General features: G+C 57.9%; 13 protein-coding genes. 6 read left to right on the top strand and 7 right to left on the bottom strand.

The genetic code is table 11. The features are described 5' to 3' along the window. Positions 1–33 precede the first annotated feature (33 nt). The 3 genes from ACK3SC_RS16345 to ACK3SC_RS16335 form a co-directional block, all read right to left on the bottom strand. On the bottom strand, positions 34–1,752 hold the full coding sequence (locus tag ACK3SC_RS16345) for a histidine kinase N-terminal 7TM domain-containing protein (protein WP_416841299.1): 1,719 nt from the start codon (positions 1,750–1,752) through the stop codon (positions 34–36). 161 nt (positions 1,753–1,913) lie between these two features. Next, positions 1,914–2,858: a UbiA family prenyltransferase gene (locus ACK3SC_RS16340; protein ID WP_416841298.1), complete on the bottom strand. Its 945-nt coding sequence runs from the start codon at positions 2,856–2,858 to the stop codon at positions 1,914–1,916. 272 nt (positions 2,859–3,130) lie between these two features. Continuing rightward, the gene (locus tag ACK3SC_RS16335) at positions 3,131–4,288 is read right to left on the bottom strand and encodes a multicopper oxidase domain-containing protein (protein ID WP_416841297.1); all 1,158 of its coding nucleotides are present in this window, start codon (positions 4,286–4,288) and stop codon (positions 3,131–3,133) included. A 242-nt stretch (positions 4,289–4,530) separates the two neighbouring features. On the opposite strand from ACK3SC_RS16335, the gene ACK3SC_RS16330 reads away from it, so the two are divergent. Further along, positions 4,531–4,920, top strand: a complete 390-nt coding sequence (locus ACK3SC_RS16330) for a helix-turn-helix domain-containing protein (protein WP_416841296.1) — start codon at positions 4,531–4,533, stop codon at positions 4,918–4,920. 37 nt (positions 4,921–4,957) lie between these two features. Here the strand turns inward: ACK3SC_RS16330 and ACK3SC_RS16325 are convergent, their stop codons facing one another. Beyond that, positions 4,958–5,599 (bottom strand): helix-turn-helix domain-containing protein, encoded by a 642-nt coding sequence (locus tag ACK3SC_RS16325; protein WP_416841295.1) that lies wholly within the window; start codon positions 5,597–5,599, stop codon positions 4,958–4,960. Between the two features lie 158 nt (positions 5,600–5,757). Between ACK3SC_RS16325 and ACK3SC_RS16320 the strand changes: the two genes are divergently transcribed. Then, positions 5,758–6,819, top strand: coding sequence for a halocyanin domain-containing protein (locus tag ACK3SC_RS16320; protein ID WP_416841294.1), 1,062 nt, complete (start codon positions 5,758–5,760; stop codon positions 6,817–6,819). Between the two features lie 8 nt (positions 6,820–6,827). Here the strand turns inward: ACK3SC_RS16320 and ACK3SC_RS16315 are convergent, their stop codons facing one another. Then, positions 6,828–7,856, bottom strand: a complete 1,029-nt coding sequence (locus ACK3SC_RS16315) for a right-handed parallel beta-helix repeat-containing protein (RefSeq protein ID WP_416841293.1) — start codon at positions 7,854–7,856, stop codon at positions 6,828–6,830. 301 nt (positions 7,857–8,157) lie between these two features. Between ACK3SC_RS16315 and ACK3SC_RS16310 the strand changes: the two genes are divergently transcribed. After that, a complete protein-coding gene (locus tag ACK3SC_RS16310) occupies positions 8,158–10,443 on the top strand; it encodes a nitric-oxide reductase large subunit (protein ID WP_416841292.1) in 2,286 nt (761 codons plus the stop codon). 126 nt (positions 10,444–10,569) lie between these two features. Here the strand turns inward: ACK3SC_RS16310 and ACK3SC_RS16305 are convergent, their stop codons facing one another. Next, entirely contained in the window at positions 10,570–11,694 is a 1,125-nt protein-coding gene (locus ACK3SC_RS16305; protein ID WP_416841291.1) for a TIGR04053 family radical SAM/SPASM domain-containing protein, read from the bottom strand. Between the two features lie 132 nt (positions 11,695–11,826). Here ACK3SC_RS16305 and ACK3SC_RS16300 point away from each other — a divergent pair, with 132 nt between their 5' ends. Together ACK3SC_RS16300 and ACK3SC_RS16295 are read left to right on the top strand one after the other, a co-directional pair. Then, complete coding sequence (locus tag ACK3SC_RS16300) at positions 11,827–12,087, top strand: DUF2249 domain-containing protein (protein WP_416841290.1); 261 nt, start codon at positions 11,827–11,829, stop codon at positions 12,085–12,087. 132 nt (positions 12,088–12,219) lie between these two features. Beyond that, positions 12,220–12,372 carry an HVO_2142 family zinc finger protein gene (locus ACK3SC_RS16295; protein ID WP_416841289.1) on the top strand — a complete coding sequence of 51 codons (153 nt, stop codon included), beginning with the start codon at positions 12,220–12,222 and terminating at the stop codon, positions 12,370–12,372. A gap of 52 nt (positions 12,373–12,424) precedes the next feature. Here the strand turns inward: ACK3SC_RS16295 and ACK3SC_RS16290 are convergent, their stop codons facing one another. Continuing rightward, the gene (locus ACK3SC_RS16290; RefSeq protein ID WP_416841288.1) at positions 12,425–12,715 is read right to left on the bottom strand and encodes a CGCGG family rSAM-modified RiPP protein; all 291 of its coding nucleotides are present in this window, start codon (positions 12,713–12,715) and stop codon (positions 12,425–12,427) included. 96 nt (positions 12,716–12,811) lie between these two features. Between ACK3SC_RS16290 and ACK3SC_RS16285 the strand changes: the two genes are divergently transcribed. After that, on the top strand, positions 12,812–13,372 hold the full coding sequence (locus tag ACK3SC_RS16285) for a hypothetical protein (protein ID WP_416841287.1): 561 nt from the start codon (positions 12,812–12,814) through the stop codon (positions 13,370–13,372). Positions 13,373–13,491 lie beyond the last annotated feature (119 nt).

The raw sequence follows: 13,491 nt of genomic DNA, 5'->3' as shown, positions 1-13,491 counted from the left end.
TGGGTAGTTGCCTCCCCATCGAACTCGTGTCCTTCACTCCTGTGGCCGGGTCTGTTGTGGCGTCAGTTGGTGCCCGTCGTTGCCTGTCTGCTTCTCGCAGAGAACAGGAACTTCGATAGTGACGATAGACCCCGTTGGTTCGTTCTGGGAGAATCGTACGTCGCCGCCTGCGATGTCAGTCCCCCATTTGACGATCCAGAGGCCGAGACCGCTGCCGTGTTTCAGTGGTGTTTCGGTGCCATCTTCGAGGACAGACAGTTCGTAGTCGGCGATGCCGGGGCCATCGTCGACAATCTCGACGGAAACAGTGTGGTCTTCCACAGTCGCCGAAATCCACACGTTGGGTTCGTCGGCCGGATTGTGAACCACTGCGTTCTCGATGATGTTCGAGATGACCGGAAAGAGCAATCCTGCCACGGTGACCGCTTCGTCAGGGAGGTCGTAGTGAATCGAAGCAGTCGGCTCGGTTCCACACGCAGATTTCACGCTCTGTTTGATGAGCGACGTGAGGTCGACCGGTTCTGCCTGATTTCGTGTCTTGTCGAAGAGCTCGATGGCCTCTCGTCCCTTCTTGCCGATTTCTTCGATGCGTAACGTTCGTTCTTTGACCGTCTGTGCGTTCTCGCTGTCTTCGAATCGGCTGATGTATCCGTAGATGACGTTCGTCTCGGTGCGGATGTTGTGACGAAGCACTCTGTTGAGCACTTCGAGGCGCTGTTGTTGACGAAGGTGCTCGCCGATGTCGTGGAACGTAATCACGCGTCCGATGACGGTTCCTTTGACGTTGGTAATCTGGGTCGACGTCACGTCGTATGGATGTCCACCGTGTTCGTCTCCGATAGTCAAGTGCCCGGGATGCGGCCCGTCGGCAGGAAGTCGGTCGTACTCTGGAATGATATCCTGTGCTGGAGAGCCGAGAACAGACCGCGCATCGACGCCGAGAATCTCGACACAACTGTCGTTCAGGTCGACGATGTAGTCGTTCGCGTCGACCACGATGGCTCCACCCTGCATCCGGTCGAAGAGGAACTGCCGAGCGCGTTTGTTCGGAGCTGGACTCGTCCCGAGGAGCCGAAACCGCGTGAGTGCGGCGAGGTAGACGATACCCGAGACGGAGAAGGCGATTGGCGTGGGGTCGACGCCGGCCGTCGGAAGGACGCCCGCGAGATAGATGATATTGGTCACCCACGGCGCTAACAGCCCCACGACCAGTGCGGCACTCTGCCCGCGGAAGGCCATCGCGTCGCTCGTGAGTAGACCGAGAATCGGAATCATGCCGAAGATGCCGAGGACGTACGTGTACGCCGCGATTATCCAGAACCATGGCCCGCCCTGGTGGAACAACACGATGCCAGTCGTCGAGATACCCATCGGCTCGATGTAGAGCAGGTCGTGGTACTGTCCCGTGAGCGAGAAGATGACCGTCAGGACTGGAACGATAGACAGCGCTGCAACGTACCGTGGCCGGAGATACTCGTCCCGACCGGTGTACTCGAGCGCGAAAAAGAACCACGCGACGGGGATGGTGACGACGCCAATCCACGCGAGGTTCGCCCAGAGCAACTTCGTTTCGAGTGCAGGTGCACGGAGTCTGAAGATGATACACGTCGACCACCAACTCTGTGCGAGGAGGAGGGCAACGAGTGGCTTTGCCCCGGGTTCAGGCCGTGCTCGCCAGGCGAGTATCGTCGCCGCCGACCCGATGGCGATAGAGATGAACAACAATGGAACCAGCGTTACCCCAGTGGCCACAGATACACATACAATCCAGTCACCATATATGAAATGTTGGTTGGTTAGTCAGGCAAAACGGTGTGCTCAATCGACATGACGCTGAATCCGTGCTGTCTATCCGGTAGCTTTTGACTGAACTACCATCCAGAAAACCGATGAACAAAGTCTACAGCAACGTGTTAGATTCCGCCGGAAGAGAGGCCAAGAATAATCGCCATCACGAAGAGGTGCTTGGCTTCTCCCGCAATCCCGAGTCGGCCTTCGTGCTCAGTTCGACCAACGAACGCGGCTAAGACCAGTGCGTAGCCGAGGCCGAGGAGGATTGCGACTGTGAGGATTTCAGTGAGAAGGCCGCGAAGGTATGCGACGACGACGAATCCGATGAGCACCAGGTCGAGGCCGTAGGCAATCTGTCGGGTCCGGTGGACACCGAAGACGACGGGGAGCGTCGAGACGCCGATCGCTTCGTCTGCTTCGACGTCGTTTACGTTCGGTATCTCGGTGTTGACGAACGTGTCGAGGAAGTAGTAGAAGAAGACGACGGCGGCGACAGGGGTGAACGCTGCGTCGGCGAAGGCGAGTGGGAGGAAGACCAGAGAGATTGCCCACGCGAGCGCAACGATGGCCGAGTTGACGATGAGTATCTCTTTCAGGCGCTTGAAATACGACCCGAGGGTGGGCAGCCAGTCTGACGCGTACAGGACCCAGAAGATGCCGGGGATGAGGGTGACGACGAGCGCAATCGGGCCGCCGAGAACTGAGATTGCGATTGCCAATCCGTACGCCGCCGCCGTCAACACAGAGAGAATACTCTTGTGCCGACGGACGAACGACGACTGGGTCGGGTTCGAGACTTCGTCGGTATCCACGTCGGAGATTCGGTCTCCCATGTAGACGGCGAAGGTGACCAATCCGACGATAACCGGTGCGGGATTCGGTTCGATGGAGAGGGCGTACATCACGGTGGCAACCTGAACCATCGCGATGAAGACGAGATACGTCGAGGTGTGAATCAACACGTCTTTCGTTCGCTCGACCCGCGTGAACACGGGCGAGAAGAACTGGCTGTACGATCGGTTGTTGCTGTCGGAATAGAGTGACAGTCTCTGTGGTTCGCTTGACATGATTCTTCTGACGACTGACGAACAGACCGCCCGTTCGACATCCGTCAGATTGTACGATACTCCTCAGAACCGTCAATTGAACGGCTGAATCGTGTCTATTCTGTGACGAAACGACGCAAAAGCCCGAGAATCTACACGTTCTCCACAATTCAAATTATTCAGATAATCCAACTCATTTAAATAATTTGAGCTGTTGTGGCTGTCTCACCACGACTGTGATGGCTCTCTTCTCCCGCACTGCAGAGTCACTGGTGGCAAACGGAAGCGGAAACTTACATCTCGTAGCCAGCGTACTCCATCAGACCTGCGAAGATGTCTGTGTTCATCGCCTCTTTGTAGACGACACCACCGAGCATCCCACCGGGGTAGGCGTTTCCGTTCATGACGTGGTTGACTTTGTGGCAGTGCATGAGGTAGATTCCCGGGTCAGCGTCGGCGGTGAACTCGACGGTGTGACGCTCTGCCGGAGCGATGTTCGTCACGTCCATGTCGTACCGCGCTGCATCGGGGACGACACCCCCGTCTTTTTCGACGAGTTCGAAGCGGTGGTTGTGGATGTGCATCGGATGACTCATGTACCCGGCGTTGACGAGGTGGACGCGGACTGTGTCGCCATGTTTGACGATGATGGGTGATCCATCTTCGGGGTGGAGTGTCCGTGGCGCACTTTTTCCGTTGACGGTGAACACGTCGGGTCTGCGGTCACGTGCATCGTAGCTCACGTCTTCGCCTGCCATCTGTCGCGGGAGGCGTGAGTCCCAATCCTTGAGCGTCATGAAGTACTCCTTGTCTGCCGGTTCGTACCCTTTCGGGTCGACCCGGAAGATTCCGTACATCCCCATGTCGATGTGGCGATGGGTCTGATAGTGGCAGTGGTAGAGGTGTGTTCCCGGGACGTTCGCTGGAATCGTGTAGGTGTGTTTCTCACCTGGGTCGACTCGAATCCCGGTCGTCGTCGGCACACCGTCGTCTTTCCACGCTTTTCGTGCGCCATGGAAGTGGAGCGTGTGTGGCCGCATCCCGTCGCTGTTGTCGAGGGTCACTTCCATGTCGTTGCCCTCGGTGGTTCGGAGAATTGGTCCCGGGACGCTCGGTGCGCCATCGTCGGCCTGGAACGCCCAGACCTGTGGGAATTCGACCGGTCCACCCATCACCTCGGTTGGATGGACGGCGTGCCGTGCGGGCCTGCTCTTGATGGTTACCGCCCCACCTTGTTCGTCTACCTGAACGACTTCTGGGGGACTCGTAAACGGCAATTTCGAACTATCGGCCGAGGCGACTGTCGAGTCTTCAGCGCCGATTGCGGCCGACGCGTCACCGTTCGTTGGGGCAGTACAACCTGCGAGGCCAATGAGTCCTGCACCGCCAGTCGCAGCGAGAAATTCTCGGCGAGACATCGTCGAACCGGGGGCACCAACGTAGTTTTGCATTGCATCTAACCGTTGTATGTTGGTATTTGTAGTGGGGGTCGGTGATTCCCGTGTGACACTAACCGAATGAACATGTTCGGGACTGATGCTACATGCCTGCCCTCGAAACAGAATACCTGGGCGTACCCGAGTGAATCGACGGCCATCGATTCATCTCCCGTGCTGACGGTACTCCCAACATTTCACAATACGCGATGAACGCCCACAACAGAACTGACCTATCGTTGAATCGCCGGGGGGCGATGTCACCAACCAACGACATGTCTTCGAACCCACTTTCCGATGCAGTCGAACCAGATATTCAGACAGTGTTCGACGTACTCACCAGTGAGCAGTGCCGACGCGTTCTTCAGTCACTCGACAGTCCGATGTCTGCGACCGAGATTGCCGACGAATGTGGGCTTCCTCGCTCGACTGTGTATCGGAAACTTCAGCAGATGGTCGGTGCTGGTCTCCTCGAAAAGTTCGATACGCAACACGGTGCCACTCGGTACTATCTCGGGTTCGACGAAGTCGTCGTCACGACCACGGGCGGTGAGTTGGAGGTGGCTGTCACCTCGGAGGCTACATCTGCGTCGGATCAGCTCTCAAAGTTGTGGTCAGACGTGCGAACGGAAGCGACGAACCGGTAGGGCCCAACTGGTTCGACACGAGAGGTCTGGCAGATATTCACTCGATTGAGACGCTGTCGCGGGCGAGGAACTCTTTCATCACCTTCCCTTCTGCTCGGTGGAGTTTTTCACTCGTCGTCGACTTCGCCAGCCCCATCGTCGCTGCCAACTCGGTGAGGGTACACGTCCGTGGAGTGTCGTAATACCCGGCTTCGATGGCCGTCTCGATGAGGTCGTACTGCTCATCGGTGAGAAGCGACTTCGTGTTGACGGACTGGTGAATCGAGACGAGGTCGAAAGACAGTCCGAACTGCGTGAGTTTCTCACCTAACTCCGAGAGACTCTCTCGTGGGGCGGTCACTTCGACTACCACCTCACTGTCGACGATCGTGATCGGGAGTTCGAGTGGGATTCCGACTTTGCTGAGCGAGAGTATCAACAGGGGCTCGGTCGTCTCAAACTGGACTAACGCCTGTTCGGACCGAACTTCCAGAACTGTGACCGAGACGATCGAGTCGTACTCGTCGAACGACGAGACGATGTCTTCGATGGCGGGGGACTGTATCTCGACGAGTCCGACACCTGTCTCTTCTGAAGGCATCGCCGCCAGGACAGTGAACCTGGCAGCTGGGTACTGACTCGAGAGGTCTGCGATCCAGATCTCTTTGGGGAGGTTGATGGAGAGTGTGGCCCGTGGCATCTGTGTTATCTCTGTATCGGGCTCGATTGACAAAAGCAATTGCGAACATGTTCGGCCACCTGCGACCCATCCGAGAACGAGCGACCTGCGTTTTCATCCTCATCTTCGTTACGGTAGCTGTCGAGCGAGGTGGCTTCCACCCTCGCCATTCCACATCTATGACGACAAACGAACCGACATCCCCGACGGTCGGACGACGAACCGCACTTCGATTACTCGGTGGTGCTGCCGTCTCTGGAACCGCCCTTGGACATCTCACGACGACTGCCAGTGCGCAGTCAGATGGGACTGCCATCGATTCATGGCTCGAAGACACATCGAACTACGACGGTATCGTCGATAAGACCGGTTCCTCGAACGTGACAGTTGAGGTTGGCACCGACGCAAACGGCGGTGCGTTCGGATTCGGTCCCGCCGCTGTCCGCGTCGACCCCGGAACCACCATCGTCTGGGAGTGGACCGGAGATGGCGGCGTTCACGACGTGACGGCAGACGACGGGTCGTTCAAGAGCGACTTGATCGGTGAAGCAGGCCACACTTTCGAACAGACGTTCGACGGCGAAGGCGTCGTCAAGTACGCCTGTTCACCCCACGCTGGATTGGGAATGAAGGGTGCAATCGTGGTTGGCGGAGGCAATCAGTCTAACTCGACGACTAAATCGTCGGGTGATTCCAAAGAAAGCGACGTGAACTTGGAGTCGTGGTTCGAGAACACGTCGAACTACGACGGGGTGACCAACCAGACCGGTCGCAAACGAGTGACTGTCGAAGTCGGGACAGCGGCGAACAACGGAGCGTTCGGGTTCGGTCCGGCAGCGATTCGCGTCTCGAAAGGAACGACAGTCGTCTGGAAGTGGACTGGCAACGGTGGTTCACACAACGTTGTCGCCGAAGACGGTGGTTTCGAATCCGAACTGGTGAGCGAGGGTGGACTCACGTTCGAACGCACCTTCGACGAGACTGGAACGGTCACGTACGCCTGCACGCCGCACAAGACACTCGGAATGAAGGGTGCCGTCGTCGTCACAGCGGACGAAGGCGGGCCCAATGCGGAGATTGCCGAACCGTTCGACGACCCGGAGATGGAGACGCTCGGTGGCTTCGCTCTCGCTGGGACGTTCGGTGTTGCGTTGGCATCGCCTGCGCTGTTTGGGGTGTTCCTCCGGTTGAAGGGTGACGATGAATCTGGCGAACTGCGGGCGAACGAAAAATCGGAGTAAAGTCGGACTCAGGTTCTGTTGTCTTCGACGACGTTGCCCGTCGAATCGGCACTCACGTTTATCGGCACGCCACCGTTGCGCTTGATGGTGTTCTTACTGAGGACGTTGTCGTCGGCGTTCACCAGTTCGGTACCGTCCCCGCCGTTGTCGAGAATTCTGTTCTTCAGCACCTCGTTTTCGTTCGAGAAGTCTCCGAGGAAGATCCCGTCTCCACCATTTCCGCGAATCGAGTTCTTCTCGATAACGATTCCACTCACTTCTTCCGTCGAAATCGCCGTATTCTCGTTTTCGACGAACTGGTTTCTGTGGACGTGTCCGTCGTAGATATACCGCATGTCCACGCCAAAGAGGTTCCTGTAGAATCTGTTGTTGACTATCTCCGGGTAGTTGCTCACCTCGTCGAGTTGGATACACCCACCGTTGTGTTCGAACTGGTTGTTCTCGACTGTGAGATTGAACGACCCTTCTGAGAAGATGAGTCCAGTTCCATTGTCGGTGATTCTGTTACGGGCGAACGTGGCGTCGTCACAGGCATCGAACGCGAAGGCGACGCCGCCATTCTCCGAGAACCGGCAGTTTTCGACAGTCACTCCGACGACGTTTATCCACTCCAGTGCCCAGAACCCGCAGTTCGTGAACGTGGCGTTCTTAATCTGCCCACCGTCCACCTGTTGGAAGTCGATGCCACTCCTCGTGAAGTCGGTGACGTGGATATTCTTGACGACGACGTTCTCGGTGACGGGTCCATCAGGGTCCTGACCGGCGTAGATACCGGTCGTCTCCGTTCCATCGCCACTGAGCGTGTGCCGTTGTCCGTCGATAGTGACGTCGTTCACACCGGGTTCGACGGTGATACTTCCCTCGCCGACGATGTCTCTCGTGAGGACGTAATAACCGGGTGCCGTAATCGTCGTGGGCCCGGTGATTGGAACCGCGTTGTTCTTCTTCGCAGCCACCGTCCCGCTGGCACTTGCGAGCCCCAGACTTGCGACGATTCCCGCTATCGCACCTCTCTCGAGGACGGTTCTGCGTGTCACTCCACCACTTCTCTCGGTCTCTCCACTGACCATTCTAGAGGTATGGCGATAATGTTATTTAACTATAGTTAATAATTTGATAATTGTTGGTTGATACCGATGCGATTCGCCAGAGGTAGTTCTCCGATCGACTGCCTCGCTAAAACGAAGACAGGGGTTCGTCAGGTTCTGTCGTCTTCGACGAAGCCGTTCTCGATTTCTCGTCCGGCATCTGTGTGGGTACGAACATATTCGCCGACCGTGAGGCGAACCGAGAACCGTTGTATCCGTCCTAAACCCTGCAAATAGGACCGTAGCATGTATGGAACTCAAACGCAAGACCATCGCGAAGGCCATCGCCGTTGTGTTCATCTTCAACCTCGTCGTGATGGGTGCCGGTGCGTGGTTCGCCTATCAGGAAGCACCGCCCATCCCCGACGAAGTCGTTGGACCCGATGGTGACGTCGTCGTCAGTGGTGAAGAGATTCGACACGGAAAGACGGTGTTCCAGAAGAACGGCCTGATGAACCATGGGTCGATACTGGGTAACGGCGCGTATTACGGCTCAGACTTCACCGCCGACGCGCTGGAGCTAAAAGTCCAGTTTATGCGAGAGTACTACGCTGGAGAGCGCTACGGCGAGTCGTACGACGCGCTCGACTCTGCAGAACAAGCCGCGGTCGCTGATGTCGTCGAGAAAGACCTCGATGGCTCGTACGATGGTGGAGCAATCCAGTACTCCGCTGCTGAGGCGTACGCCCACGAACAGGTCCGAGAAGAGTACGTCGAACGGTATCACGAAGGCGACCACGAACGCGGCGTCCCTGCCGGGATGATTGACTCCGAGGCAGACGCCGAGCAGTTTGCCGACTTCGCTATGTGGACGGCGTGGTTCTCGCACACTGATCGCCCCGGAAGCAGTCACTCGTACACCAACGACTGGCCGTACAACCCAAGTGCAGGCAACGACGCGACTGCCGCCTCGATGACGTGGAGTGTCATCGCCATGGTGCTGCTCGTCGCGGGTGCGGGCATCGGCATCTGGCTCTACAAGTCGGTCCAACTCCCCGAACCATCGACGGAGGGAATCTCCGTTCCCGAGCCGGGTGACGTGAGCATCTTCCCGAGTCAGCGGGCGGCGCTCCGGTTTATCCCGGTTGCGGCAGGGTTGTTCCTCGCTCAGGTGTTACTCGGTGGGTTACTCGCGCACTTCTACATCGAACGGGCCGGATTCTTCGGCATCGAGAAGCTATTCGGAGTCCACATCCTCCAACTCCTGCCGTTCTCATTGGCGAAAGCGTGGCACATCGACCTTGGAATCCTTTGGATTGCCGCGACGTGGCTGGGTGCGGGGCTCTTCCTCCCACCGCTGTTGACCGGATACGAACCGCCAAAGCAGTCCACCTACATCGACGTGTTACTCGGTGCAATCGTCGTCGTCACCGTCGGTGGCCTCAGCGGTATCTGGTTGGGGGCCAACGGCTACATCGACGGCCAACTCTGGTGGATTCTCGGCAACGAAGGACTGGAGTATCTCGAAGTCGGTAAACTCTGGCAGTTCGGCATCCTCGCCGGATTCGGTATCTGGGCAGTGCTTGCTATCCGGGGGCTCAAACCGCTCCTGGACAGAGAACCGGTCTTCGGACTGGCGCACATGATTCTGTACGCCGGCAGTTCGATTGCACTCTTGTTCGTCGCTGGATTCCTCTTCACCCCGGAGACGAACATCGCCGTGACGGAGTTTTGGCGCTGGTGGGTCGTCCACATGTGGGTCGAAGGTGCCTTCGAGTTCTTCATCATCGCCATCGTCGGTCTGACGTTGGTGTCGATGAACCTCCTCACTCGCCGGACCGCCGAGAAGGCCGTCATGTTGCAGGCGCTTCTCGTGATGGGGACCGGTATTATCGGCGTCTCGCATCACTACTGGTGGGTCGGAATGCCGGACATGTGGGTTCCCATCGGGAGCGCCTTCTCGACGCTCGAACTCATCCCGCTGGTGTTCATCCTCTACGAGGCGCTTGGTCAGTACCGAGTGATGTCCGCCGATGGGTCGTTCCCGTACCGACTGCCGTTCATGTTCATCATCGCCAGCGGTGTCTGGAACTTCGTCGGTGCGGGCGTCCTTGGCTTCTTCATCAACCTCCCGCTCATCAACTACTACGAACACGGGACGTACCTCACCGTTGGCCATGCCCACGCCGCGATGTTCGGTGCCTTTGGCTTCCTCGCACTGGGGATGGTCACGTACATGCTGCAGGTCGCTATCGAACCCGCACGATGGGACGGGTCGTGGCTTCGTGCCGCGTTCTGGTGCTGGAACGTCGGCCTCGTGTTGATGGTGTTCGTCTCCGTCCTTCCGGTTGGGTTCCTCCAGTTGGAGACGGCCTTCACCGGTGGCTACGCCGCCGCTCGAAGCCTCGCCTTCTACAATCAACCGCTCGTCCAGACGCTCTTCTGGGCACGCCTCCCCGGTGACTCGCTCGTCATCCTCGGCACGGTCATCTACGCTGCGGACCTCGTCAGAAAACGGTTCGTCCTCCGTGAGTCTGCGGAGGACCCCAGTGTCGAGGACATGGCCGTCGCGGAAGGTATCTTGAGCGACGACTGAGGGGGCATTTGCGGTCAGATTTTTTGCGGGCGTAGTATGCCACCCATTCGGTCATATCTACCACGATAGACTACCACCGACGAACGATTTCAACACCGACGAACGATTCTCAGAACGGAACTCGTCTCAGTCGCTACTCGCCCGCCCATTCGGCATCGGTCCGTCGTACCCTGTTGGGACGTACGGACACAGTGGGTCACTCGCCAGTGGGTCGCCTGTGTGGGCGAACGCTCGTGACCTGCTCCCTCCGCATATGTGACGGAACTCACAGGCACCGCACTTTCCACGAAGCGCGTAGCGGTCACGGAGCGATTGGAACAACTCGCTATTTCTGTAGCCCTCCACGAGGCCACCGTCTCGAACCGACCCGGCGGATTTGGGGAGGAACCCAGACGGATACAACTCGCCGGTGTGGCTGACGAACGCGAATCCGTCGCCGGCGATGATGCCGTTACGCCGACCGATACTGTCGGTGGCCGGTGCGTCGCTCGCGTCACGTCGTTGTTGTGCTGACACGCGGCGGTAGAACGGTGCTTCGGTCGTCTTGACGCCGAATCGTTCCTCGTCGCTCACGTCGGAGAGCCATTCCATCACTCCCTCGGCACGGTCTGGAGTGATGGGTTCGAGGATTCGGCCACGACCGACCGGAACGAGGAAGAAGACGGACCAGAGGACCGCTCCGAGTTCAGAGACGAGGGTTCGGAGTTTGGGGAGTTCGTCCACCGTCTGCGCACAGACGGTCGTGTTGATCTGAAGCGGGAGTCCGGCCTCACGCGCTGCCTTCGCCGCTTCGACCGTCTGTTCGAAGGTGCCCGCCTCGCCTCGGAATCTGTCGTGCGAGTCGGGAGACGCACCGTCGATACTCAGCGCGAGTCGCTGGATTCCTGCCTCTTTGAGTTCGCTGATACTCTCTGGTGTTAGCGACGACGTTCCACTGGGCGTCAGCGTCATCCGTAACCCGAGCTCCGTTCCGTACTCGACGAGTTCGACGAGGTCGGGTCGTGTCAGTGGGTCTCCGCCAGAGAGAACGACGAGTTGCTCCGGCCCGAACGCACGGGCCTGGTCGAGCAGGCGCTTTCCCTCTTCTGTGGTCAACTCGTCGGGGTGTCGCTTTGGCTGTGCGTTCGCTCGACAGTGCGTACACGCGAGGTCACACGCCTGTGTGACCTCCCAGATGAGCACGAACGGACGGTCGCTCGTATCGATAGACGATGGGTCTGGTGGGCCGGACGTGTGTGGGTGTCGATTCATCGTTTCTCGTAGGTAGATATGTTCTCTCCAGCGTAGGAGAGACATGCCCCGAATATATTCGTCGTTTAAATTCCCCCTCGAGCGAACGTGTTCGGCATGAACTATCTACCGGTCCCAGACGATTGGAAAACTATGGACGTCGAGCCATATCTGGCCGAGGTAGACGCACCGACCACGAGAGCGGTTTCGTTTCTCGATGCTCGTGACCTTCCCCCACCGGAACCGCTGACGGAGACGCTGAACCGACTTGCTCAACTCGACGACGAGACGGTGTTCGTCCAACTCAACGACCGACGACCACAGTTTCTCTTTCCAAAACTGGCCGATCGGGGATTCGTCTACAGCTCCGTGGCGACTGACGAGGGCGTTCTGACCGCGATTTGGAAGCCGTAGTCCCCAGTATTCGGGTACGTGACTCGGAGAATGTGAAACGTGCTCTCGCTTCGCTGAAGCCAGTAAACTGGCAGACTCCCTGAATTTGTGACAATCGATAATGTAATAACCCTCTCTCGATATGGACGTGGTATGAGCACAGACCACACAGAAGGCGGTTTCTCAGAGTGGTGCCCCGATTGTGGTACTGAGATGTTGTTTACTGGGACGATACCAACCGGCTACGCACAGTTCTTCTGTGAGCAGTGTCGCTACCGGCGTGACCGGTTCGTCGGCGACGACTGACCGTCTGGTCGTCGGTGCTGGAGCGTACCTACTCGCGTGACTGTTCTGCCGGTTAGACGTACACTCGTGTGACGTATCCCCCACAGCCACATCTGTCGACGAACTCCAATTCGAGCGACTCGTACTCGTCTTCGAGAACAGGATAGAGATACGACGATGGATGGCCGTGTGCTTCGTGCGTGACAAGGTTGACGTGTCGACCCGAGACAGTTCGCTCGATAGCATCGAGTGCGTCGCTGACGATTTTCTCCCGGCTCTCTGCGTGGGCTGGCTGTTCGAGATTAGCCGACCACGAGTTCTCGTGTTGGTCGGCTTCGGGCTCGTTCGGACGTTCGCTGGACATGATTCTTCATCTGAACTACTGGCCCATGGACGGTTGTTCACTCCCCCGAACATGTCCGGGGGAACCCACAGAAGGAGACGCCTTGTACGTTCTCGTATGGTTGGATTATCCTCGCCGTTCGGCGGTTCCGACACGGACCTCTTCGATGGATACGACGAGTTCGTCCCGGAACACATTCCGGAGCCAGGCGCGTTTCTCGACGGCCACCGTGTGTTGACCAACGACGAGCACGTCACCTTTCACGAACTCACCCGTGAACTGTTCGAAGAGCGAACCGTCTACGACATGACGTTCAACTACAACCTCGCGCGGCTCAATCTCGATACTCGCCACGAATCCGCAGGATTCCGATATGCCGAAGATGCAGATGACCCTGCTGTCCTCTGGGCGGAGTTCACCCCGACGACGGCGTTTTGCCCGCAGTCACACACGCTCAACATCGGTTCGTTCAGAGCGTGGAATGGCCTCACTGACCGACACGACTACGACCTCGTTCGTGTGCGCCTCTCAGAGATGCATCACCAGAGCAGCACTATCAACGAACGACTCGAGGAACTTGAAGAAGAATTTCTGGATACGGGTGCCGTTGCACCGCCATCAGCGGACACATCGAACCGCCCCGACGACGCTTTCGGAGCGGATCAGTCGCCGCTCTAGCGACCGCACGTCTCTCTGGGGACTGAGTACGACCGAGTGCCCGTCGTCCTCACGCGATTATGGGTGTCTGTCCGCTACCCGTGTTCATTCTGCCCCCACGTTTATTATACCTTGTTGCG

Origin of the sequence: Haloferax sp. DFSO52, assembly GCF_048158745.1 — an archaeon.
In the GTDB taxonomy this organism is placed as follows: Archaea; Halobacteriota; Halobacteria; order Halobacteriales; family Haloferacaceae; genus Haloferax.
Note: the sequence above shows the minus strand (reverse complement) of the source record. Positions and strands in the feature narration are given on the sequence as shown.